Annotated in this window: 25 protein-coding genes and 1 riboswitch; of the genes, 9 read left to right on the forward strand and 16 right to left on the reverse strand. The window is 29.9% G+C overall.

All coding sequences use genetic code 11. The features are described 5' to 3' along the window. Positions 1-37: 37 nt before the first annotated feature. Together CLSA_RS17240 and CLSA_RS17245 are read right to left on the reverse strand one after the other, a co-directional pair. Positions 38-1,786: a pectate lyase family protein gene (locus CLSA_RS17240; RefSeq protein WP_022748032.1), complete on the reverse strand. Its 1,749-nt coding sequence runs from the start codon at positions 1,784-1,786 to the stop codon at positions 38-40. Between the two features lie 362 nt (positions 1,787-2,148). Continuing rightward, positions 2,149-2,694, reverse strand: a complete 546-nt coding sequence (locus CLSA_RS17245) for a cysteine hydrolase family protein (RefSeq protein ID WP_041716319.1) — start codon at positions 2,692-2,694, stop codon at positions 2,149-2,151. Between the two features lie 285 nt (positions 2,695-2,979). Between CLSA_RS17245 and CLSA_RS17250 the strand changes: the two genes are divergently transcribed. After that, entirely contained in the window at positions 2,980-3,396 is a 417-nt protein-coding gene (locus CLSA_RS17250) for an Lrp/AsnC family transcriptional regulator (protein ID WP_022748039.1), read from the forward strand. 78 nt (positions 3,397-3,474) lie between these two features. Here the strand turns inward: CLSA_RS17250 and CLSA_RS17255 are convergent, their stop codons facing one another. After that, complete coding sequence (locus tag CLSA_RS17255; protein ID WP_077393813.1) at positions 3,475-4,365, reverse strand: LysR family transcriptional regulator; 891 nt, start codon at positions 4,363-4,365, stop codon at positions 3,475-3,477. A gap of 304 nt (positions 4,366-4,669) precedes the next feature. On the opposite strand from CLSA_RS17255, the gene CLSA_RS17260 reads away from it, so the two are divergent. Further along, the gene (locus CLSA_RS17260) at positions 4,670-5,179 is read left to right on the forward strand and encodes a YbhB/YbcL family Raf kinase inhibitor-like protein (RefSeq protein WP_022748046.1); all 510 of its coding nucleotides are present in this window, start codon (positions 4,670-4,672) and stop codon (positions 5,177-5,179) included. A 242-nt stretch (positions 5,180-5,421) separates the two neighbouring features. Here CLSA_RS17260 and CLSA_RS17265 read toward each other — a convergent pair whose 3' ends face one another. The 3 genes from CLSA_RS17265 to CLSA_RS17275 all read right to left on the reverse strand — a co-directional run bounded on the left by CLSA_RS17265 (position 5,422) and on the right by CLSA_RS17275 (position 7,646). Further along, positions 5,422-6,594 (reverse strand): phosphoribosylaminoimidazolecarboxamide formyltransferase, encoded by a 1,173-nt coding sequence (locus CLSA_RS17265; protein ID WP_022748049.1) that lies wholly within the window; start codon positions 6,592-6,594, stop codon positions 5,422-5,424. A gap of 46 nt (positions 6,595-6,640) precedes the next feature. After that, a riboswitch (ZMP/ZTP riboswitch) is annotated at positions 6,641-6,721 on the reverse strand. 206 nt (positions 6,722-6,927) lie between these two features. Continuing rightward, complete coding sequence (locus CLSA_RS17270; RefSeq protein ID WP_022748052.1) at positions 6,928-7,257, reverse strand: DMT family transporter; 330 nt, start codon at positions 7,255-7,257, stop codon at positions 6,928-6,930. Next, positions 7,257-7,646 carry a DUF5360 family protein gene (locus tag CLSA_RS17275; protein ID WP_022748056.1) on the reverse strand — a complete coding sequence of 130 codons (390 nt, stop codon included), beginning with the start codon at positions 7,644-7,646 and terminating at the stop codon, positions 7,257-7,259. The genes CLSA_RS17270 and CLSA_RS17275 overlap by 1 nt, the downstream gene beginning before the upstream one ends. Before the next feature lie 600 nt (positions 7,647-8,246). Between CLSA_RS17275 and CLSA_RS17280 the strand changes: the two genes are divergently transcribed. Next, complete coding sequence (locus CLSA_RS17280) at positions 8,247-8,810, forward strand: hypothetical protein (protein WP_022748059.1); 564 nt, start codon at positions 8,247-8,249, stop codon at positions 8,808-8,810. Continuing rightward, positions 8,807-9,649, forward strand: a complete 843-nt coding sequence (locus CLSA_RS17285) for a hypothetical protein (protein ID WP_022748063.1) — start codon at positions 8,807-8,809, stop codon at positions 9,647-9,649. The genes CLSA_RS17280 and CLSA_RS17285 overlap by 4 nt, the downstream gene beginning before the upstream one ends. 649 nt (positions 9,650-10,298) lie before the next feature. Here CLSA_RS17285 and CLSA_RS24130 read toward each other — a convergent pair. From CLSA_RS24130 to CLSA_RS17300, 3 genes are all read right to left on the reverse strand, one after another. Further along, the gene (locus CLSA_RS24130) at positions 10,299-10,439 is read right to left on the reverse strand and encodes a hypothetical protein (RefSeq protein ID WP_022748066.1); all 141 of its coding nucleotides are present in this window, start codon (positions 10,437-10,439) and stop codon (positions 10,299-10,301) included. A gap of 201 nt (positions 10,440-10,640) precedes the next feature. Next, complete coding sequence (locus tag CLSA_RS22245; protein ID WP_052334814.1) at positions 10,641-11,480, reverse strand: TFIIB-type zinc ribbon-containing protein; 840 nt, start codon at positions 11,478-11,480, stop codon at positions 10,641-10,643. 406 nt (positions 11,481-11,886) lie between these two features. Further along, positions 11,887-12,675: a hypothetical protein gene (locus tag CLSA_RS17300; protein ID WP_041716767.1), complete on the reverse strand. Its 789-nt coding sequence runs from the start codon at positions 12,673-12,675 to the stop codon at positions 11,887-11,889. A gap of 159 nt (positions 12,676-12,834) precedes the next feature. Between CLSA_RS17300 and CLSA_RS17305 the strand changes: the two genes are divergently transcribed. The 3 genes from CLSA_RS17305 (at position 12,835) to CLSA_RS17315 (ending at position 16,015) form a co-directional block, all read left to right on the forward strand. Continuing rightward, positions 12,835-13,056, forward strand: a complete 222-nt coding sequence (locus CLSA_RS17305; RefSeq protein WP_041716321.1) for a hypothetical protein — start codon at positions 12,835-12,837, stop codon at positions 13,054-13,056. A gap of 876 nt (positions 13,057-13,932) precedes the next feature. After that, a complete protein-coding gene (locus tag CLSA_RS17310) occupies positions 13,933-14,628 on the forward strand; it encodes a response regulator transcription factor (RefSeq protein ID WP_041716322.1) in 696 nt (231 codons plus the stop codon). Continuing rightward, complete coding sequence (locus tag CLSA_RS17315) at positions 14,621-16,015, forward strand: sensor histidine kinase (RefSeq protein ID WP_022748082.1); 1,395 nt, start codon at positions 14,621-14,623, stop codon at positions 16,013-16,015. Before CLSA_RS17310 ends, CLSA_RS17315 begins: the two co-directional genes overlap by 8 nt. 111 nt (positions 16,016-16,126) lie before the next feature. Here the strand turns inward: CLSA_RS17315 and CLSA_RS17320 are convergent, their stop codons facing one another. From CLSA_RS17320 to CLSA_RS17345, 6 genes are all read right to left on the reverse strand, one after another. Further along, positions 16,127-17,074: an MBL fold metallo-hydrolase gene (locus tag CLSA_RS17320; RefSeq protein ID WP_022748085.1), complete on the reverse strand. Its 948-nt coding sequence runs from the start codon at positions 17,072-17,074 to the stop codon at positions 16,127-16,129. A 288-nt stretch (positions 17,075-17,362) separates the two neighbouring features. Continuing rightward, positions 17,363-17,935 carry a cyclase family protein gene (locus tag CLSA_RS17325; RefSeq protein WP_022748088.1) on the reverse strand — a complete coding sequence of 191 codons (573 nt, stop codon included), beginning with the start codon at positions 17,933-17,935 and terminating at the stop codon, positions 17,363-17,365. 13 nt (positions 17,936-17,948) lie between these two features. Further along, positions 17,949-18,419: a MarR family transcriptional regulator gene (locus CLSA_RS17330; RefSeq protein ID WP_155738308.1), complete on the reverse strand. Its 471-nt coding sequence runs from the start codon at positions 18,417-18,419 to the stop codon at positions 17,949-17,951. A gap of 349 nt (positions 18,420-18,768) precedes the next feature. Then, complete coding sequence (locus CLSA_RS17335; protein WP_022748095.1) at positions 18,769-19,371, reverse strand: (Fe-S)-binding protein; 603 nt, start codon at positions 19,369-19,371, stop codon at positions 18,769-18,771. Positions 19,372-19,384: 13 nt separating this feature from the next. Further along, positions 19,385-20,848: a glycoside hydrolase family 1 protein gene (locus tag CLSA_RS17340; RefSeq protein ID WP_022748099.1), complete on the reverse strand. Its 1,464-nt coding sequence runs from the start codon at positions 20,846-20,848 to the stop codon at positions 19,385-19,387. A gap of 331 nt (positions 20,849-21,179) precedes the next feature. Continuing rightward, entirely contained in the window at positions 21,180-22,055 is an 876-nt protein-coding gene (locus CLSA_RS17345) for a MurR/RpiR family transcriptional regulator (RefSeq protein ID WP_022748102.1), read from the reverse strand. A 257-nt stretch (positions 22,056-22,312) separates the two neighbouring features. Between CLSA_RS17345 and CLSA_RS17350 the strand changes: the two genes are divergently transcribed. Next, positions 22,313-22,642 carry a hypothetical protein gene (locus tag CLSA_RS17350; RefSeq protein ID WP_155738306.1) on the forward strand — a complete coding sequence of 110 codons (330 nt, stop codon included), beginning with the start codon at positions 22,313-22,315 and terminating at the stop codon, positions 22,640-22,642. On the opposite strand, the gene CLSA_RS17355 is transcribed toward CLSA_RS17350, so the two are convergent. Continuing rightward, positions 22,605-23,594, reverse strand: a complete 990-nt coding sequence (locus CLSA_RS17355; protein WP_236903269.1) for a helix-turn-helix transcriptional regulator — start codon at positions 23,592-23,594, stop codon at positions 22,605-22,607. The two genes, CLSA_RS17350 and CLSA_RS17355, sit on opposite strands and share 38 nt — an antisense overlap. A gap of 105 nt (positions 23,595-23,699) precedes the next feature. Between CLSA_RS17355 and CLSA_RS17360 the strand changes: the two genes are divergently transcribed. Continuing rightward, positions 23,700-24,911: an iron-containing alcohol dehydrogenase gene (locus tag CLSA_RS17360; RefSeq protein ID WP_022748108.1), complete on the forward strand. Its 1,212-nt coding sequence runs from the start codon at positions 23,700-23,702 to the stop codon at positions 24,909-24,911. The last annotated feature ends 132 nt before the right edge of the window (positions 24,912-25,043 follow it).

Raw genomic sequence — 25,043 nt, forward strand, 5'->3', positions numbered from 1 at the left:
GTTTATGCATTTGTATTGATGTAGTTATTACATCACTCTATGAATCTTTATTTGTTGAAGTTATTGAATTTCCTCCAACAGAGACTAAGTCAGATTGATAATTAGTTATTTTATCCTTCAATGCAGTATCTATAGTATGACTTGCATCATCAGAATTTGTGAAATTCCATATAAGATCTCCACCATTTATTCTTCCTGCATAAGTAGTAACTTTATCTTTTACATCCTCTGGTGAATCTGGGTTATAGCTATACATTGTTGAACTTGTATCAAAATTATTATAAGTGTATCCTCCACTTACTGTTTTATATGAACTTGGAACTACTTCATCTCTTGATTTAGCTAAATACGCATCAAATTGAGTAGCATTTTCATTAGCATAAACTAATCTTGATGCTCCTTCTATTTTATTATTGTATGCTTTAATCATACCTCCAGCTTCACGTGAAAATCCGCCTACACTTCCGTTATAAACATCTGTGCCTTGTAAAGAGATTAACATTGGATCTTTACAATTTCTAAAATAGTTAGCTTCTACATAAGCTGAACATCCTTTTGTCGCACCAACTCCATATTTTGAATTACCATCAAAATAATTATTGTATACATGAACAGTTCCAACTCTAATACGTGGATGTCTTGAATCTGAGTGATCAAACCAATTATGATGGTATGTAACATAAAAGTTCTCTGTATCACTCATACCACAAAGCGAGCATTTACCTGAATCATGGAAATGGTTATATGAAACAGTAACATAAGTTGAATGTTGTTTTACGTCACAAGATCCATCACCTTTTACTTGGTCAGCATCATGCCCAGCTGCACCATAGAAAATGTCATTATTATGAACCCAAATATTCTCATTATCAGTATCAAGCGAAATTGCATCATCAGGGAATAACATTACGCCAAGATTTCTAATTTCTACATTATGAGAATTTCTAACAAGAATTCCCCATCCATATACTGTAGCATCTTCTCCTACACCTTCAAATGTAAGATTATAGCATCCCTTTAATTGTAAATATCCTTTTTCATTAAGGCCAGATACATCAGATGCTTTAATTTCTCCTACCATACGGATAATAAGTGGAGTTTTATCATAACCTTTTTGACGTTTTGCTAAAATATCAGCAAGACCTTTGCAAGTAGTTTTAGTTCCTTTATTGTTAGTGACAACCTTTGCAGTTACAGTATTTACAGTATCTGCTGTAATATATATCACTTGAGCATTACTTGGTACTGTACCATCATCATTATATCCGCCAGAACCTGTCTTCATTGGCGATTGTGAAGAAAATGCAAAACCCTCTCTTACATTTGCTTTTACTTCAAGATTTTGTGTGATTGCATCTTGTTCTTCAACTTCTTTACCATTTATAATAGGCACTACTTTAAACACATAATTTCCTTCTCCAAGGCCTATTGCATCAGCTCTAAAATATGATTTATATTGTCTGATCAATTGGTTGTCTAATTGCTTATATTCTAAATCTGAATCACTTGCTGATTTATAATAAACATTATATCCAGTTGCGCCTTTAACTGCACTCCACTCAACACTTGCTGATTCTAACCATCCTTCACTTTTTAATATGGATACTTTAGATTCCACGCTGCTTGTCCCTTGTGACGATATTAAATTTTTATTATAGCTTAACGCACTAGCAGTAATCGTTGGTGTCATTACCATTGATGTTACTAAAGCAGCCATCATTACCTTTTTTGAAAGAACTCCAAATTCTTTTTTGATTTGATTTTTATCTTTAATTTTTTTCTTCATTGATTATTATCCCCTTTTAACTTAGTTGTACTTTAAAATACTTCTAAGTCCTCTACATAATCTATAAATATATATAATTTTGAAATTACATACATTTATATAATTCTACTTAAATAAAATTTTAATTTTAAAATATTTAATTACCCTCTTTTCCCTTATTCCTCATCATTCACTACATCATAATACACTATCGCCAAAAATATTGCAATACATTCCAAATTAACAAATTATATTCATAATAGCATATTATTAGTACATTATAAGTTAGAATTATCGATATATATCCAAATTAAGACTTAAACTTATGTAGTAACTAACCGAAATCATATATATATATTTGTTTAATCATGATCTCCTATAAATTAAAGTTTATTAGATTTCATCAATTCCACGCTGCTTATTACATTACTAAATCTTAAACTTTGAGTAATTAAAGTAGCTTCATGAAGATCTTTGCTACTTATGGTACCAATTTTATTACTTACATCTATAGTTCCTGTAGCATCTGACAGAAATTCAACATAGTAGCCTTTATGAAATGCTTCCCTTGCTGTTGTGTCACAACACATTTGAGTCATGTATCCTGAAATAACAACTCCTGTTATATTCTCTTTTTTCAATATTTCTTCTAAATTAGTTTCGTGGAAACTGCTTGGCTTAGTTTTTTCAATAAGATAATCATAAGATTTTTCAAGAATCTTTGAATGTATCTCCCATTCATTTGAGTTCTTAATAAATGTATCTCCATAAATAGCTGTATGCTTAATAAGTATAATAATCATGTTATTGTTTTTTGCATAATCCATTACCTTTAGTATATTATCAAGACTGTTATTAGGATAAGTTACTTTTAGTTTACCTGTAAAATATTCATTTTGTACATCAATTACCAATAATGCTTTTTTCATTTTTACTCCACCTTTATATTTAATCATTTAAGGCACATGAAAATAAATAACTGCAAAGTTGCCATAGGTATTTTTCATATGGAAAAGAGGCGAATCCCCCTCATATCATGGCTATTAGGTCAAGTTGTATATGCAGTATGATTGGAAAATAGTCTGGCAAATGAACTTGTTATTTATTTGAATATGCCTTATTACATTTGCTATACTAATGTTAGCTTAAATTAAGGTTGAAATGTGAAAGGAATTCATTCGTTTTCCTTTAAAAATGAAAGGATTTTGCACTTTATGTTTGATGAAATAGATTTAAGAATTTTAGATATGCTAAAAATTAATTCAAAAATATCACTTAAAGAAATTGGTGAAGCGGTACACTTAACTCCACAAGGAGTATCCAATAGAGTTATACGCCTTCAAGATTCTGGTATTATAACACAGTATACTATTTGCACTAATAATTATTTATTAGGCAAAAATATTACTGCATATATTACTATTTTTATGAAGACAACCATGCATGATAAATTAACAAAATTTATAAAAACAAATTCAATTATAACTGAAGCACATAGAATTAGTGGAGATGGCTGCTATTTATTAAAAGTCAACTGCTCTAACATGGATGAAATTAATTTATTACTTGATAACATTATGGAATATGGCACTTACAGATTAAATTTATCAACCTCTACAATAAAAGAATAAAGATTATTTTCGCCAAGCCAGCTAACACTTTAACTACGTTTAAGTTCCATCAGATAAGTCACAGTTTTGTACTGTTACTTATATTTTCTGCTCATCCTTGATAAATTTACCGAACAAATCTAAAAATAATTTTATTTCTGGACTCTCTTTTTTCCACATAACATATGTAAATGAGATTGGATCTTCTATATATTTAGAGTCAATTATTCTAATATCTTTGCTATTTTGCTCTTCAAAAATATATACAGGTAAATATGAAATTCCTTGATTTGCTTTTATTAAACATTCAGTAGTATGTACAGATGATATATTAGTAATATCAGCTTCTGGATATAATTTATATATTTCTTCAAATAATTTTTCCCAGTAAGAAGGATGATTACCTGCAAGTACGCGATATTTTTTAAAAAAATCAAGTTCATTATCTAAATATTTATTTTCTTCAATATTAGGCACTACTAATTTTATTTTTCCTTCACAGACATTTAAATAATTTATTTTATCCGTATTAGGTAGTCTTCTATCTATTCCTATTGCATATCTATTTTCTTCTATTGCTTGAGGAATATGTTCATTCATAACAGATATTGATATATCAATATTAGGAGCAGCTTCAAAAAATATTGGCAAAAATTTAACCATTAAATATGAAGCAATATAAGGTGTAACTACCACATTAAGTCTAAAAGAATACTTCTTTTTAGAATTTCTCATTTCATATATTCCTTTTTCATATGTGCTTATCGTCTCCGCTGCAATTGAATAAAATAACTTTCCATCATCTGTTAATGTGATATTTCTTCCTTTTGGTTCAAAAAGTTTTACTTTTAATAGATTCTCTAAATTTTTAATATGATTGAATACCGAAGTTTGTGTAATAAATAATTCATCTGCCGCTTTTCTATAATTTTCATACTTTGCAACAACTATAAACGTGTAATACCATTCTAAATTCATTTTATCTCCCATAAATCACATGAAAGAAAATAACAATTCCAAAATGTCATGATGAAAAATAATCTTGGCATATAGACTTGTTATTTTTTAATGTGCTTTAATTAATCATTACTTTTTTCTTAACATTATATCAACAAATTACTAATTTTAAAATTAAAATCACAACTGTATAATACTCTCATGCAGTAACCTACCGAAATCAGAAATAAATCTAATTCTTAAGCTAATAGACTCACTTATTAGGAGAATTTATCCCCTTGTCTCACAAGAAATATGCATTGCATAAAATATCTATAAAGAGAGGATTGTAAATCTTATGAAAATTAATGTAAAAACAGAATTTGGTTATTTACCAACTAAATACTCAAAACTTGCTCAAGTTGAATACCAATATAAAGGTAATCCTTGCGTATCTTTTCCTATTGAATTATATGATGTATCAAGTGAAGTTAAGTCTATAGCCATTACTTTTTTAGATCATGATGCCATTCCAGTATGCGGATTTACTTGGATACACTGGTTAGCTTGCAACATTCCTTCTACAATTGATATTATTCCAGAAAATATAAGCAGCGATAATAGTTTAAATATTGTACAAGGTCAAAACAGTTTTGCTTCTTCTTTCGTAGGTGAAACAAATCCTAATATAACAACTAGATATATTGGACCAACTCCTCCAGATAAAGATCATGAATATACATTAAAAGTATATGGTCTTGACCAAAAATTAGATTTAAGTGAAGGTTATTTTATGAATGATTTTCTAAAAGCTATTGATGGACATGTTGTAGAATCTGCTAAATTGAATATATTAGCATGTTCTTAAATAAATAAATTCAAATAATTACAGAAAAATAGTATCTTCATCTCCTTAATTGATAAAGATACTATTTCTTAAAATTATTTATTGCATTCTATAATAATTATAGAAAAATATATAACCCTTTTTTATCGAAAAAGGATACCTTTTACGATATCCCTTAACTCTTACCTAGTTAATTATTGATTTTCTGATAATATTAACTTGAGATTCAGTAAGACCTGTTAATTTTGCTTTTCATTATTATTTTAATGATGAAATAGACGTGTTTTTGTAAATACCATAGCTATATTATATTTATTACATGTTTCTATAACATTATCGTCTCTTATTGACCCTCCTGTTTGGGCTATATAAGCTACTCCACTTTTTTTTGCTCGTTCTATATTATCACCAAATGGGAAAAATGCATCTGATCCTAAAGATACATTATTCAAGTTTTTCAACCATTCTTTCTTTTCTTCCCTACTTAATGGAACTGGTTTTTCAGTAAAAATATCTTCCCATAATCCATCAGATAATATATCAATATAGTCATCTGATATATATACATCTATTGCATTATCTCTATCAACTCTTCTTATTTCTTGTTTAAAAGGAAGGTTTATAACCTTGGGATTTTGTCTTAAAAACCATGTATCAGCTTTATTTCCTGCAAGCTTTGTACAATGAATTCTAGATTGCTGTCCTGCCCCAATACCAATTACTTGTCCATCTTTCACGTAACATACAGAATTAGATTGGGTATATTTTAATGTGATTAAAGATATAATCAAATCTCTTTTAGCATTATCAGGTAATGTTTTATTTTTCGTTGGCAAATTGGTTAATATATCTTCTGATATTTTAACATCATTTCGTTTTTGTTCAAAAGTTATCCCATAAATCTGTCTTGTTTCTATCTCCTTAGGAATATAATTTATATCAATTTCTATTATCAAATAATTGCCTCTACGCTTATTTTTTAATATCTCTAGTGCACTTTTAGAATATGATGGTGCTATTATTCCATCTGAAACTTCACATGATAAAAATTTTGCTGTCTGCTCATCACATTCATCAGATAAGGCCACAAAATCTCCATAAGATGACATTCTATCTGCACCTCTTGCTCTTATATACGCAGTAGCAATATCAGATAATTCTGTATCTGGAGCAAAATATACTTTTTTTAATCCCTCAGTTAATTGAACTCCTACAGCCACTCCAGCTGGACTAACATGTTTAAATGAAGCTGCAGCTGCTAATCCAGTAGCTTCTTTTAATTCCTTGACAAGCTGCCAGCTATTAAATGCATCCAATAAATTAATATAGCCAGGATTTCCGTTAATTATTTTTATAGGAAGTTCCCCCTCCTGTGCAAAAATCCTAGATGGTTTTTGATTTGGATTACAGCCATACTTTAATTTTAATTCCTTCATAATAATTGTTACACTCCTTTTTAAACAACAAAAAGCCCACTATCTGGACTTTTGCCCAGACGGTCGGCTTATTAATTTGTCATACTTCATGTGGTTTATTCCACTTCCGTCAGTCGTATAACTTATATTTTTAAAATATCATTTTAGTATAAATTTGTCAAATATTTTAAAATTTGATGATAATATCTGGTCCATTTATAATCTTTTATTTAAATCTTCATGCATCCCAATTGAAATAGTCGCTGCCTTGGTATTCACTAAAACTCTAATTACATGTATATATCGCATAGTAAAATAGAATTACAATCAATCCATCCTTTAATTTATTATGTCTTAATGTGAAGTTGTAACTAAATTTAAACCTATTGCTCCAATTATTATTAGTAGAATAAAAAATACTTTACTTATAGAAATAGACTCATTAAAAAACATTATTCCAATCGTTGTTATTAATGTTATTCCAAATCCAGACCAAATTGCATATGCTACTCCAACTTCCCAATTTTTTAGAGCCATAGAAAGCATTGAAAGACTTAATATATAAAAAATTAACATTATTATAACAAATCCTATACTTTTCATTCCATCAGAAAATTTCATCGACGTAGTTCCAAGCACCTCAAATATTATAGCAAGAGCTAAATATATATATTTAGAAATCATTATGCAAGCCTCCCATTAATTAATTTATATATAAACGGAAGTGGATATATTAATAGATATAAATTAAACACCCACCAAGTCAAATCAAAATCATTTCTTAATGCCCAAAAGGCTACTGCCTGTAATCCAGAACAAAAAGTAAGAATTAAAGAACATAAGCAAAACATCTTCCACTTTTCTGATTTTTTACTCAAAAAGTACAAAGCTAAGAATCCTGTTAAAGATATAAACATATCTAAAGGGAAAAACGACCAATTCCAATCAACAAGAATAGGATTATTATAATCTTTAAACGCTAGATTTATTGGAATTAGATGTAATGCTGTTATTAGCCAATAAATAATAAATCCTATATCTGTAAATAAGAAAAGTACTTTTAATTTTTTCATAAAACCAACTCTCCAATATCATAATATTTTTCTAAAAAATTTAATCTTTAAAATCACTCTACTTACAGCAAAACTAGTTATTATTGTTACTCCTAAAACAATAGCAATTTTATATATTACATTTAAGTTAACATTCTACAATAATTTTTCAAATGTCAAACTAATAATACCATATAATACATATATTTCATAAAAAGTTCTAGCTAATTTTGCGAATTATTACATAAATTTAAATTTCAAGTCACTCATCAATATCAAGTTTTAACCATATATGGTAATTTATTTATCGAAATGTTATTATAATATAGTATAAATATTTGCAAATTATCTTGATAAATATACGGTTTTTCATTGAGAATTTAATATATCACAAACAAATATGTATCTAATTTCGGCTGGGATTCATATAAGCTTTATTCTCATTGAAATTCAAACTTATAAGAGACGCGAAAATAAATGATACTGATATTTTCACATTTATAGCAAGCGATATGTCTTGTTATAAATATAGAACCATTTATTTAAAAATAATTTTTTGCAAAATATTTTCTTCATGAATAATGTTAAATAAATATAATCCAACAGAATGTGGGGAGCTATATGTATAATTTTGATGTAAAAAAACTATATTCCGATGTAATATATATAATAGAATCATTAGATGGTCTTGTAAGCAAGAGCACGTTAAATAGGAGAAAATATATTCATTTTTTAGATACAATTAAGGAATGCTCTGAGGATAAAAATAAAATAAAATGTGCTAAAAATGCAGAAATATTAAAACAATTAGTTAATTGTCAAAAATGTAAGTGCTTTAACTGCAATAAAGAATGCATTACTGATGGCTGCAATAGGTGTGAACCAGGTGCAGGTGGTCATGTAGCTCTGTGTGACAATGATATAATAACAGTATATCATTTCAATCATAAGTCATTTAAACTAAAAAGCAACAAATTGAAAAACATAGAAACTTATCAAGTACTAGCTATAATTCAAGATATAAAATATAATGAATATTTTATAGTTTTAAATTCAAATAAAAAAAAATATATTGCTTATTATTATCCTGAAGTTAGTGGTGATACATTTGGTGAAATTAAATCTATAGATGATTTTAATTTTGCTATAAAAGCATTTGAAGATAGTGAGGTTGAAAGTGTATGAGTCGAGGTAGAGACAACGCTAACGGTAGAGGTAAAGGTTCTAAATCAAAAATTGAAGGCAGAATATCTGGATATGAAACTGCAGATTTTAGTATAGCTAATCCTTCAGAAAATGTTTCAATGACAAAAGCCAAAACTGTAAGTTCATCTTCTCTAGGTAAGCAAAAAAAGAAATTAAGCCTGGGAAAAAAAATTGGCCTTGCCTTTGGCTTCATAATTGTGATTCTATTTTTAATAGGAAAGTTATCACATTCCCATGATAGAGATTTCCATGATAGCAATTCACAATATAGCAGCTCCGATAACTTTAAAGTAATTACACCTGAAAATGCCAAGGTTAAACCAACATCATTTACTCAAAGACAACTTGATGCTGAAGATTCAAGAGACCAAAAAATTGAGGAATTACTTAAGGATGGATGGACCATGAATAATAATGAAGCGCCAACTGATGATGATTATATAACTGTAGGCAAAAAATGGGATGCAATAAGTACAAATTTATCTCCTGTTATAAATGTTACTACTTCATATGAATATGAATCTAAGGATCAGAAATATGGAACCAGCACCCTTACATTAAATCTACAAGAAGCAAAAGGTAATGCAGGTATAGATGTGGATTCAACAGTAACCAACATTCTAAAAATATATAATCCAGACATAAATATGGATAGTATAAATAGTTCTGTTCAAGCTGCATATGACGCAGCACATAATTCAAAACCATACCAAGGAAGCTTATCTTTTGACAAAGATTATATATATATAAATAGTAAAAAAAGTGGACAATTAATTACAGTTACCATAGATGTTAATACTTCTATAAGTGTTAACTAATTATTTATGTGGTGAATAACCGAAATTGCATACATTTTTGTTCCACAGGACCATGAAATTTTCACTGAAAGGTTCTAAGTACAAGGTTGTGCCCATTTTTGCATGCTCCTAATGTAAAATCAGGACAAGCAGAAAATGGTACAACATTGTACTAAGAACCTTCACAGTTCAATTTCAATGCCTGTTTCACAAAAATGTATGCAATTTCTAGTGGGGATATTAACTACAAATAAGTTCAATTCTTAAATTGGATATCTATAGATAAACAAATTATAAATTAGATTTAAACTTTGAAGTATATATATAAGTAACTTGCAATTTAGAGTTATTTGATGATTTATCTAAAGAAGCTGTATTCTTTTTCTCGGTTGCTATATAATTTTGCTATGGATTTCTACTAGCAGAAGCCGCCCAATTCCTGTATACTCCTCAAACAAATTAAGGACAAACGAGAACAAAACAACTTCTACTGAAGAAATGATTACAGCAAAATTATAATGCAATACTCCAAAAAAGAATACAGCTTCTTTCTGGTTGAGATATATTCTAAAGTTTAAATCTAGTAAAAACTCGTTTAGCTATGATATGTTTCACTGTATCAATAGCAAGTGATAACCACTTTTTATCAAAAAATATTAAATTATATTATTTATTCCATCTCAGCTACTACCCTACAAGGTAATCCTGTCATATCCGCAAAATTAATTGGATATGTATTAGCTGTGAATTCAATTGATTTTCTTTCATTTAAAACTTTATCTAAATCGCATAAATTTTCAATAACAAACACATTTCTATCTGCACAGGCGTATGTTCTTTACCACGCCTTACTCCTGTAAAGTCTATACCAATAATTGAAATTTTACGATTAACCAACTGATTAATTAATTCATTTGATAATTGTGGATTCGATGTAAAATAAGTTTTTGTACCATATCAGCAACAAGAAATATAATTTTTGCATTGAAAAAAGCTAATAAATTATTATTCTCTATCCTTCTACTTGAATATCAAAATTCACTTTTTCTTGGTACAAATCGCTATTACTTCTATACTCTTTCACTTGAATAGTTATTTGGGAACTTTTATTTTTTAATGCAAAAGCTACTTTAGCATTTGAACATTTTGCACCTACCGGTATTTCTATGGGTAGATGATTTTCATCAAAAATAGAGTACTTATTTGCAACTTCCCCCTCTTCATCTATTACAGTAAAATTTATTTCAGTAAACCATAAATCAGAATAAGAATCAGTATATCCTAAATTCTTATATGAATAATCTATGTATACAACTTGCTCTGGATTTTCATTTGAATCTTCACTTCTTTCCTTTGTCTCTTTTACCGAATTAATTGTAAACTCCCATTGACCAGCAACTATCCAAGACTCACCTTTAGTTAAGGAGTTGATTTCTGTAACACATGAATCTATTTTGCATTCGTTACTATATGAGCCTGTCCTATATCCATTTCTAGTAATATAACCATTCTCATCATCATTAGCGTCTACATCCTCCAACATTTTATATTCAACTTTTATAGAATCATTAGAATTTATGTTTGGTGATATTTTGCCAAATATTCTATCCATTTCATCTGTAACGCACTTTTGAACTATCGCCCCTATTGGCTCCATTACTTCTTTTATATAAAATTTATTAACTTCATTAACCACTCTACAATATGGACACTGTAACTGTGTTAATTTATTATCTTCATTTTGAACTTTATCAATTTTTAATTTAAATTCTCCTCCACAAGAAGGACATTCAAAAGGAATATCCCCCTCACTATCCGCCTCTATAGTCACTTCATAATTCATTTTTCTCATAACACATTCCTCCTTTATTCCTGTCTCATAATTTTTTCTGTACATCACCAAAATCCTACTTATATAACTTATTTTCTAATTGATACTCAAATCTATAATCTCTACCTTATCATCTATGCTAATTATATTTAATGGTTCTACCAAAAACTATAATTCTCTTTCCATAAAATCAAATATATACATTTATTGCATTTTAACACACTATATTTCTAAACGCATATTTTATTTTTACATAATTCACCATTAATATTCTTCTGAAAATAAAAAAAGGTTTAAATACTACTAAGCCTTTTAATATCAATTTATTAATCATTTATTTATGATACGGTTCACCGTATCAGTAGTAAGTGATACCACTTTTTTGTACTAAAAAAGGATACCTTTTACGATATCCTTTAAGATTTATCTAATTACTTATTGATTGCCTAATTATACTAACTTGTGACTCTGTAAGTCCTGTTAGCTTTGCTATTAATTCATCTGACATGCCTTCTTTTATTGCTGTTTTAGCTATTTCTATTGCCTTTTTTTCTTCGCCCTTTTTTATTCCATCTTGAACCAGCATTTCCCCTAGCTTTGTCATACTTATCTCCTCCTTTACCTTTTCCAAATCTTTTCCGTCCAAAAATTTATCTGCAAATGCATATAGCATTGATTCAACATCATATCTATATTCATTCGTTATCTTCTTTACGATTTTTATTGATTTTATTATTCTATCCAGTTTAGTTAATTTACTACTCATTATAGGTGTAAATGTTAATGCAACTAAATCCTGTTTTGTTACTTTAATATTATTATTTAATTTCTCTTCAATTTCTTTAATTACAATATCACCATCTTTATCATACATTGATATTGCCTTTATATTATATTCATTTATTCCGGTCTGTAATATAGACTTTGTATTATGAATTCCATTGGAATATACGACATAGGTTACTACATCGTTGCTTGTTTGAAAGCTTAGCAATGATTCATAAGCTCTAAATCTTCTTAAATCCTCTTTTCCTTTATCAGTGGTTTGGAATTCCACATGAATATATGTATCGTCTTCCATTAGAAATGTATAATCCATATGAAGATTTTTTGCTTCTAATACAACTATTTCTGTTGAACTTGAATCTTTTACTTTCTTATCTATTCCAAAAAACTTTAATCCTTCTTCTGCAAATACATCCATTGCCTTTTTCATTATTAAATCTTCGTGTTTTATATCACTATACTTAGCCAATATTCACACTCCTATCATCTCTTATACCTTTATTATATCCCATAACTTCAATTTAAACATTATATATTTACAATGTTTAATAAGTAAAAAGTGAGTTCACTAAGAAATGCAGGTATAGATGTGGATTCAACAGTAACCAACATTCTAAAAATATATAATCCAGACATAAATATGGATAGTATAAATAGTTCTGTTCAAGCTGCATATGACGCAGCACATAATTCAAAACCATGCCAAGGAAGCTTATCTTTTGACAAAGATTATATATATATAAATAGTAAAAAAAGTGGACAATTAATTACAGTTACCATAGATGTTAATACTTCTATAAGTGTTAACTAATATAGATATCCAAATCAAGACTTAGACTTATGTGGTAACTCACCGAAATAAGGGGAATTCTTTAGCTCGGTTGCTAGATAATTTGGCTGTGGATTTCTAACAGCAGAAGTTGCCCCATTCCTGCATGCTCCTTAAACAAGTTAAGGACAAGCGAGAATAGAACAACTTCTGCTGAAGAAATCCTACAACTAAATTATCAACGCAACGCTACGCAAAAGAATTCCCCTCATTTCTAGTATGAAAATACATTCTAATTATAAGTTTAATTCTTAAATTGTTTATCTATAGATAAACAATTTATAAATTAGATTTAAACTTTGAAATACATATATAAGTAACTTGCAATTTAGAGTTATGTGATGATTTACCTAAAGAAGCTGTATTCTTTTTCTATGCTGCTATATAATTTTGCTATGGATTTCTACTAGTAGAAACTACCCCATTCCTGCATACTCCTCAAACAAGTTGAGGACAAGCAAGAGCGAAACAACTTCTACTTAAGAAATGATTACAGCAAAATTATAATGCAACATTTGGAAAAAGAATACAGCTTCTTTCTAGTTGACATATATTTCAAAGTTTAAATCTAGTAAAAACTCGTTTAGCTATAATATGTTTCATTGTATCAATAGCAAATGATAACTCTTTTAAATTAAAACTAGCCTCCCCCTTTCAGATACCCTACTTCTCATTATTGCTATTGCCTGCTAATTGCTTTTATTGCTGTATCTGTTGCTTGTTTTTCAATTCCTTCTTCAATAGCTTATCTTTATTATTAATTTATTATCTATTATAATTTAATAATAAAATGCTTGTTATTTATTGGATATGCAATGCAAAGATAAAACACGTAATTATGGAATAAGGATGGTTTATATGGTTGAAAATAAATTCACTATTTTAATTGTTGAAGATGATGAACAAATTAATGATGCACTTAAAATCCATTTGCTTAAGAAAGGATATAATGCAATTCAAGCTTATGATGGAAAAGAGGCTCTGGATAAATTCACCTCAAAAATGGTAGATTTGATTTTACTGGATATTTCACTTCCCGAAATTGATGGAATGCAAGTACTTAAACAAGTGAGAACAGTATCAGATGTACCTATTATTATGCTGACAGCCTTTTCTAAAGAATATGACAAGCTCAAGGGATTCGATCTTGGAGCAGATGATTATATTACAAAGCCCTTTAGTTTTAAGGAAGTAATAGCTAGAATTCAGGCTGTTCTTAATAGAGTCAAAAAATCAAACGTACCACAAACGGCATATATAAATATAGGAAAAATTAGAATAAATTCTGTTACTAGGGAAGTTTTTTTAGATAATACCGAAATTCTACTTACTAAAAAAGAATTTGACCTTTTATTTACTTTTGTAAATAATCACAATATAACTTTTTCAAGAGAAAAGTTGCTCGAAAAAATTTGGAACAATAAGGACATCAATGATTTTAGGACTGTGGATACACATATAAAACAATTAAGAGAAAAACTTGGTTGTGAAAAAGGCTGTATTCAGACGGTATGGGGAGTTGGTTATAGGCTGAAGGTGACAAAAAATGAATAAATTAATTGGAAAGCTATGGGGATTCATTATTTTAAATATTATCATTATATTTGCAATTTCTTGGATTTTTCAAGTTGTTTTTTTTGAGAAATATTATGTTTATCAACGAACTAAAATAATGCAAGAGGAACTTAATGAAGTTTCATTAATGATTCAAAACAGTATTTCATCAGACGATATATTAAATGAAATTATTGACTTTGGTTCTGCATCAAATTGCTTAGTGATTGTAACAGATGAAAATTTTAATATAAATTACACCTCAGCTACACAAATAAAAAATAATAATCCAATTATCCTAGAAAATGTTAAGTACATAAAAACTCAAATACAACCTCAAACACAAAAAACAGTAAAATCATTTAAAACACAAGGTACAAGATTCACATCAATTGTAATGGGTAACTCAGTAAATGATGCTCAAAAAGGATATGTAATTATTCAATCTTTTATGGAACCAATTAATGAAACAACATCTGTTTTAAAGAAACAGTTAATGATAGTATGTTTATTTTCTTTACTTATTGGAAGTTGTATTGCCTTTATATTAGCAAATAAGTTTTCTAAACCTATTTTAGAAATCAATGAAGCTTCCAAACGCATTGCAGAAGGTGATTTTGATACAGTAGTTTCTGTTAAATCAAAAGATGAAGTAGCTATACTTGCTCAAACTATTAATCACATGTCTAAGCAATTAAAACAAAAAGATAATATAAAAAAGCAGTTTATAGCCAATATATCTCATGAACTAAAAACTCCACTCAGCTCCATTCGTGCATATGGAGAGTTATTACTCGATTGTGACATTGTAGACAACAATGAAAAAGATAAATATGCTGAAATTATTATAATGAATTCTAAAAAACTAAATAACATGGTAGAAGACATTCTTGAATTATCAGAAATCCAATCAGGAAACTACATTCTTGAATCATCTTCATTTTGTCTTATTGCATTAATCGAGGATGTTCTAAATGATATTAATGCTCTTGCCGCAGAAAAAAATGTGCAAATTACTCTAGAAACCTTTAATGATACACTTCTCATCACTGCAGACAAAGATAAAATACATTCAGTGTTCTGTAATATACTGCAAAATGCTATCAGGCACTCTAATTTAAATGGTATCGTTGAAATTAAATTAACAAATATAGACTCTAATCTCCATATTTGTATTATTGATAATGGAGATGGAATTCCTAAAGATAAGCTGCCTTATATTTGGGATCGTTTTTACAAGGTTGATAAGTCTAGAAAGAGTGAAAAAAGTGGTGCAGGACTTGGTATGGCAATAGTTAAAGAAATTTTGAAATTGCACAATTACACATATGGAATTGAAAGTCAGGTAGGTATAGGCACGCAGGTATGGTTTGACATAACTGAATAACATAGTTAACATTTGATTAAAGTATTATCAAAATAATAACAAGTCAATCCACCTGCACATGTAATAACCTCCAAATTTTAAATGTTAAATTTGGAGGTTATTTTGATCTTATTATTTTTCTTCTTCTAGTTTCTTAATATTATCAGTGACTCTTATTTTCATCTTGTCCATATAAGCTTTGTATCCATCCTGACCAATAACATAAGGGTTTGGATCACCAGATTTACGGTTACGAAGAGTTTCCAGTCTTTCAATGCTATTATCTGTAAATGGATGCGCAGTAATTTCAGCATCTACTTGAGCTGCATCAGTAAACTTAGCAAAGTAATCAAGAGAATTTAAGTATTTTTCATTATCCTCAAGCAACTGTGGAAGACCAGTACCTCCCCACATACCTACCATATGTTTTGTACCATTATCAGTTACTGGAATAATTAAAGACACACCTCCAGGAGTATGACCAGGTGTAGAAACAATTGTAATAGATGTGTCTCCTAATGTAAGTTTCTCACCATCTGTAATATCTGTATGAGTTGTTGGCTTAGGAAACTCTGGTCCATTTGCCTCAGTAGAATGGGTATTCATATAGTTCCAATCATCTGCACTCATAAGTATTGGTGCACCATAATTATTATGTATATATTGAGCAGCACCATAATGGTCTCCATGTCCATGTGTTACTAATATATACTTAATATTAGCTGGATCAAATCCTAATTTTTTAATACCAGGAATGATGATATCTTCTGCATCTTCAATAGTTCTCATTGCATCAATTAATATTAACCCATCAGAGGTATTTACCAGCCATGATCCTACTCCATTAGATCCTATGAAATATAAATTATCGAAAACTTTAGTTGGCTCTATTGGCGTTTTATCCATAAGTTGTTCATATGGTGAAACACTTTTACTACCAGAATTAGATGCATCTGCTGTTCCTACATTTGATGATTCATTTGTTGCCGCAGATGCTGTCAAAGAAAACATTGGTAATGAATATATACTCATACCTATTACCGCAGCACTTAATAATCTTTGTATATTCTTACTTAACATAATTTTTCCTCCTATATGTTTATTTATATTGTAAATTATAGATACTAAATGTGAGGAAAGTTTGAGGTTATTATGAAATTAATATTAATATTGTATTACTTTATATATACTTGTATCCTAGATTATCGTACTGCTATTGATGGTGGCATTAATTTTTAAGTCCAATAAACACACATATCTTTCTATTTAAAATAAAATCATGGGTTAAATATAATCCCTGACTTTGTTTATGCACAATCATTCACCATAATACATTAGTGTTGTGAATGAAAAATTCAATTATATTATTTATTCCATCTCAGCTACTACCCTACAAGGTAATCCTGTCATATCCGCAAAATTAATTGGATATGTATTAGCTGTGAATTCAATTGATTTTCTTTCATTTAAAACTTTATCTAAATCGCATAAATTTTCAATAACAAACACATTTCTATCTGCACAATATTGATCCTTAGGCGTATGTTCTTTACCGCGCCTTACTCCTGCAAAGTCTATACCAATAATTGAAATTTTACGATTAACCAACTGATTAATTAATTCATCAGATAATTGTGGATGGGATGTGAAATAAGTTTTTGTACCATATCCCTCTTTTTCTATATATCCTGTATAAAAAGCAACAAACATATTTTCATTGACTAAATTGATATCTATATCTGATACATCAATGTCTCTATCTAATATCTGACTAACATCAAATACTATAGCATCCCTCTTTGTATATTCTAGCGGAAACTCTTTGTCCATTACATCGAAATGAGTTCCTAAATGACCGAATGAAGCCAGTTTTGCCTCATCATTATTTAAAACATTTTTATTGGATTCTTTAGTGACCTTTACACTTAAATCTATTAACAAAATTTATCACTCCTTATTTTAATTTCTCTATTTGAACTTCTAAGTATTTGTTATATTTACTTAGAAACTCACTTATAATGTGGGAATCATTATCATCAAATTCTTCAAAAAACTTTTTATCTCTTTCTCTCCCAGAACAATGTATTTTTAAATGTTCATCAAATAATTCTTGACCTTTTGGGGTCAATTTGTAATAAATTTCTTTTTTATTACATTCTACTTGGTAACTTTCAATATCTCCATTATGTAATAATTTTTTTACTATTCTACTAATAGAACTTTTAGCCATTGCTAATTTTAATGATATTTTTGTAACATTTGGCTCTTCCAATTTACCTATTAGGTGAATGCAATGCATTTCCGAAAATCCATAGTTATGTAAAATTTCTCTAGAGTTTAATTTATCTAATGCATCCCTTTTTTCAAAAAGTTCTGTAAATTGAGATAGTAATAATTCTGAATACGACATATATTTTTTGTTCACTTCCTTTCAACAAGTACAATTAGTTTTTTGTTGCACGCGCAACAATATAAGTATAGTATAATATTGTTGCATGTGCAACAATATTTTTTTACTTAATGCAAATACACTAATATTAATATTTCTATAACAGAAATGAGGAGTATTTTTTCTTATACTCCCCATTTTTCTCATGCAAATATCCTAAGCAGCTATTGCGCCTATCATTATTTCTCCCCCTAATATAGTTATGATATAGCCTCAAAGGGCTATTCCTTTCTTAGTGAATTTCCAAAATATCTTTTTAAAAATGCTTTTTATGACTTTCATACATGACTCTTACTTCTTAACTAATCAACAAATTTCAATTTATTTAATCATTTGGAAACAATAACTCTAATATATGCAATCCTTTTTTATCTGACATATTAACACCATCATTACAGTATTTACAATATGAAACTACGATATCAGTTGTGATATCTTTATAACGTTTCGTAAAATATTCTTTTTGTTCTTCTTTCGTCATTGGTCTATCTCTATGATATCCTATGATTTCATATGATGCACAATGTTCTGCATCATCATAGTTTTTTTCTAATTCTACAATTTCAATATTCATCTTTTTCATTAAAGAACGTACTGCATCTTGGACATTTTTTCTGCCTTTTCCCACATGACAATCTTGTATTATCATTTTTTGTCCATTATAATCTGGAAAAACAAAATCTTTATCTTTATCAATGATTTCCCAAACAAATTCTATGTTTTTGTAATTTGCATTAGCTTCAATGACTCTGGCACAATTTAAACAAAGAATTATAGCCGTATCATCCTGAGTGAGTTTAGGATTATTAATTTTACAACACCCTATTGGCTCAATATCAAATTTATTTTTAATATATTGCGCAAGTTTTTGACTAGTTTCTTTATAAGCTGCTCTTGCTTTACAGCTAGGAAAAAATACACTTGCCATAATTTACATCCTCCTAAATAATTTCTCCATTAGATTCAATACATTTTTTATACCAATAAAATGAGTCCTTTTTACTTCTTGAAAAGTCACCTGTTCCATCATCATGTCTATCTACATAAATAAAACCATAACGTTTATAAAGTTGTCCTGTTCCTGCAGAAACAATATCAATTGGTCCCCAAGATGTATATCCAATTAAATTTACACCGTCATCACAAGCTTCTTTCATTGCTTGAATATGTGATCTAAAATAATCAATACGATAATCATCATGAATTGATCCATCTTCTTCTACTTTATCAACTGCTCCAAAACCATTTTCTACAACCATTAAAGGAAGATTTGGATAGCGGCTAGAAAGTTTATTTAATGTAAATCCAAGTCCATCTGGATCAATTTGCCATCCCCATTCACTTGCTTTTAAATATGGATTCTTAGCACCTCCAACAAGATTACCACCAATCTTTTCAACCTTTGGATCCACACTAACACAATTTGAAATATAATAAGAAAAGGTATACATATCAATGATTCCTTCTTTTAAAATTTTCTTATCTTCCTCGGTAATAAATGAATAATCAATATTATTCTTTCTAAAATAAGCAAGTGCATATTCTGGATATTCCCCTCTGACTTGAACATCAGCACAAAAATCATTGAACATTGTATCTTTTTCCTGACAAGCTAATATATCTTTGGGATTACAAGTATGAGGATACCAAGTTAGATGACTACTCATATTTCCTATCATGAAATTAAGATTAATTTCATGCCCTTTGATAACTGCTAATGCACTAGCAACAAACTCATTATGTAATGCAATGTAACGATGCTCTGGGTTATCTTTTAATTCATCAAAGGTACAAGGTTTTGTTCTTTGTAAATCTTCTTGAGACATATAACCTAAACCATATAATGAAGCAAGTGGTTCACCCATTGTTCCTGCATTAATTTCATTAAATGTTAACCAGTATTTTACTTTATCTTTATATCTTTCAAAACATGTTGTAACATACTTAACATAAAAATCAATTGTTTGTCTTGAGTAGAATCCTTGATATTTCTTCACTAAATTCCATGGCATTTCATAATGACATAAAGTTACAATTGGCTCAATATTATATTTCAAGCATTCATCAAAAACCTTATCATAAAATGCTAATCCTTTTTCATTTGGCTTATCATCATCCCCCTTAGGAAAAATTCTTCCCCAATTAATAGATAAACGTAGTGCTTTAAATCCCATTTGAGCAAATAATTGAATATCTTCCTTATAACGATGATAAAAATCAACTGCTTGATGGCTTGGATAGAATCTATCTTCTAAAATATATGAACAAATAGTTCTTGGTGTATTAACATCTCCACCTAATACTAAATCTGGGACTGATAAACCTTTTCCATCTTCATCATATGCGCCTTCACATTGATTAGATGCAAGTGCACCACCCCATAAGAAATTCTTTGGAAATCCCATTTTTCTTCCTCCCGCTTTTTCTTTATAATTCATTTTTATCATATTATTAATGAATTGATAATATCTTTATAAATTTTTGTATCGCTGTTTTATTTTTTCATTCTATTTATAAAGTATTATTAAAGCAGCGTTTCATATTTTCTTTATTTTTGCTATTTTTGTTTTCAATATATATATTGAAAATTGAAATCTACATTAAAACTAAGTACTATCTCACTAAATCCATGAATAAATCATTTTGCAACATATATATAATTTTAATAAAACAAAAAGAAGAACTTTATTATTCTTCTTTTTCTAATATTTCACTATATATCATTGTGATTCTAATTTACTCCTTAATAATTTCATTTTCTGAAAAATGTGTAACTTCTACTTTTTTAGAATGTTTAATTTTATAATCTAAATTCTTTTGATAATTTAATCTAAAATAGCAGGAATATAGGATGTCTAGTATTAAAGCAACTGAATATTCTGATGTATAATTCGCAATTTTTGAAAAGAGTTTTTCACGTGTTGACATGTAAAGTAAACACATTGAATATGAACTCAAACTATTTTCTCCTATACTTGTTATAACAATGATAGGAATATTATTTTCTTTAAGTAGAGAAGCAACATTGATTAAACTAGAATTTTCTCCTGAATAAGAAATGATAATCGCACAATCATCTTGATTTAACATATCAGCTTGATATGATTCTTCTCCTACAAAACTTTGAACAACAACATGCTTTTTAATACGCGACATTTTCATTTGAAATATCGTAGCAAGAGGTACATATGCACCAAATCCAAATACATAAATATGGTTTGACTTATGTAATATTTTTATAGCCTGTTGCAATGACTCATGATGAATAAGTGATAATGTGTCATTTGCTGATTCAATCATAACTTCCTTAATTGCACCAGCAACGCTCATAATATTATTATCTTGACTAAAAGGAATATTGGCATCTATATTTTCAAAATGAGAATTTAAATAGACTTTTTCTTCAAGATATTGCTTTTTTAAATCATTATATCCTTCAAAGCCTAATTTATGTGCTAAACGAATAACAGCAGCTGATGATGTGTATGTCGCTTTTGCGATAGCACGTGTTGATAATTTTTCTAGCTCTTCTTGATGATCAATAATATACTTAGCAATATCTTTTTCAACCGTTGTTAAATTTGCATTTTCCATCTTATTTATTAATAACATATAACCTCTCCTTTAAAACAATTATGGAACACCGTGCATCAGTGTTTCATTTTTTTGTGTTTATTTTAAAGCATATTTAAAGCATTGTTTCAAATATCATAAAATTATTATAACTACAAAACAAAACTTATCATATTTCTTCTTATATTGTAAGTCATTTCGTATTAATTATATGACCAATTTTAGTAAATTTCGCATTTATTTATGATAGGGTCAGCCATATCAGTAGCAAGTGATAAAACTTTATTCTGTTTGGAATGAATGTGGCATCGTATAAATTTGCATTAGCTGAATCTCTTTTAGAACCCGCTCCGACCGAAAAAACAGAGATAAGCTTTGAAGAACTGGCTGATCCTTATTCTCGCCATCTTTGTGAGCATCTGAAGACTGCACCAAAGCAGGTAACGAGCAGAAGCAGCCAGTTTCTTGATGCCTGTACTAAATTTAATAAAGGTGAGATCTTACATGATGAACTAATCAGTGTTACGGTTGAAAAATGGTTTAATAACGTTATTGATACATTTCACGTTGAAACCGTAACATTGACCATTAAAGCTGACGAGGAGAAGTACCATAATACTGTTTAAAGGCCTTATAGAAATTGCTGCTATTGCTGTATCCGAGCATATCAGCAATTTTTTCAATGGAAAGATCGGTATGATCCAATAATAGCTTGGCTCTTCGCATACGTGATTCAGCTAGCAGAGCAGAAAAGGTCTTCCCTGTCTTTTCCGGCAAAACACGGGAAATATAGACGGGGTGATATCCGAAATGGGATGCAATGTCATTCAATGTTACAGAATCAGAGTGTGATTCGATATATTCAAGAATCCGGTCAATTAATGTCGTGCCAGTAGGTAGATGCTGACGCTTGTACTCATAGGAAAGATACATTGCAAGGGACATGACCATAGGTTTTAAAATTTTCTGTGAGTCCTCTGTTTTATGAGCATATTCAAGAATCATGACATTCAGTAGCTGCCAGATTGGCGAAGAAGCTGGAATTTCCAGATGAACAAACTCTTCTGCATATTTGTTTTTCTGTGGTTCCAGAAAAAAATTAAGCATGGAGCTATCTGCTGAGAGCGCACTTAGGTATTCCCGGAAAAAGGTTTCTTTACGAATCAGTACTCCGAGAATAATACATTCGTGATCAGAATCCCGCTTAACAGCATAGCCGCTGTAGGGCTGACCGATATAGCAGTCTCCTTCTTTTACCGTGATCCGATTGTTATAGTTGGCGCTTAATGCATCATAATCTCCGTGATAAGCAAAATGAATGAAAAAAAAATCCTGGCGGTGAAAACGCTCCTCAATTTTTTTCCCTTTAAATGCACACACCATAACTTCCTCGGATTTCTCTCCCAACCAATGCGAAATCAGTTCGTTATTTCCTGAGGACGGATCCGGGCTAAAGTCCCAATTGAGGTGCGGAAAGTCCTGACCGAGCTTTTCTAATGCGTGATCGATTTCGGTATCGCAATTCCAAGACATAACAACGTTCCTTTCTTCAAATTTCTGAGCAATTCTTTCAAGCATTGCAACGTTTTTGGTAAACCAAACATGCTTATATCTAATTATAAGGTTAAAATACGCCATAATTCAAGTTAATATTTAGCGCTGATTTGCAAGGTGAAAATCTATATGATGGATTTAGTAACAAGAAAGTTCAAATTGAAAGGAATAGAACATATGTATAATTTTGATTTTTATATGCCGACAAAAGTATTATTTGGAGCAGGAAAACTTCAGGAGCTGCATACAGAAGTGCTTCCGGGAAAGAAAGCCCTGATCGTGACATCCAACGGTTCATCTACGAAGAAGTTCGGATATCTGGACGCGCTTGAGAAAGAACTGGATCTTGCGGGAGTTACCTATGAGATTTTTGATGAAATCCGTCCAAATCCGACAAACCGTAATATTATGGATGGTGCAATGAAAGCAAAGAAGACAGGCTGTGAGTTTGTCGTTGCACTTGGGGGAGGATCCGTCATGGACTCCAGCAAATGTATCGCACTCATGATGACCAATACGGGTGATATCTGGGATTACAGTTATTCGGTAAACGGAGGAAAAAAGAATCCGGAAAAAGATGCCGCTCCAATTGTCGCTATTACCACTTCAGCAGGAACGGGAAGTGAAGTGGATTGTTGCGCGGTGCTCAGCAACGACGAAGTAAGTGAAAAATCCGGTTTTTTAGTTCCATCAATGTTCCCGGTGCTGTCTGTTGTTGATTCCAATCTGATGATGAGTGTACCGCCTAAATTTACAGCTTTTCAGGGAATGGATGCTTTTTTCCATGCAGCTGAATCTGTGATTAATAAGAATGAGCATCCGATGGGAGAAATGTTTGCTCTGAAAGCTATTGAACTGATTGCCGCCAATCTCCCAGTTGTATATCGTGATGGAAGCAATCAGGAAGCAAGAGCAAATATGGCACTGGCTAATTCACTTGCGGGCTACTACATGCTCATCACATCAGCACATACAATGGAACATACCATGGGATCCTACCATGAAAATCTGATCCACGGTGCTGGTTTGATTATGATTTCTCATGATTATTATGATTTCTTTGCAGAACGTAAGGCTGCAGAAGAACAGATGATCAAAATGGCAAAAGCAATGGGAGTGGAGAACCCGACATCCGGAAAAGATTTTATCAGAGCATTGGATGAACTGATCGAAGCAGTCGGATGTAAAGATCTCCGCATGAGTGATTCAGGAATCAAGGAAGAAGAGCTCGCAAAGTATCCGAAGAGAATACACGAGGTGCTCGGTGGCGACATCACCGCAGACCCGTTACCGCTTACGGATGAAGATTATCTTGAAATCTATAAGAAATCCTATCGTTAAGAGCATAATGCATAAGATAACTGTGATTTATCACATAATTTAAGGAGAATAAATATGTCTAGAAAAAATATAGGAGCAAAGCCATACATCACACCGATGCCGGTTTTGATGATTTCATCTTATGATGAGGCT

Origin of the sequence: Clostridium saccharobutylicum DSM 13864 (genome assembly GCF_000473995.1) — a bacterium.
Taxonomy (GTDB): domain Bacteria; phylum Bacillota; class Clostridia; order Clostridiales; family Clostridiaceae; genus Clostridium; species Clostridium saccharobutylicum.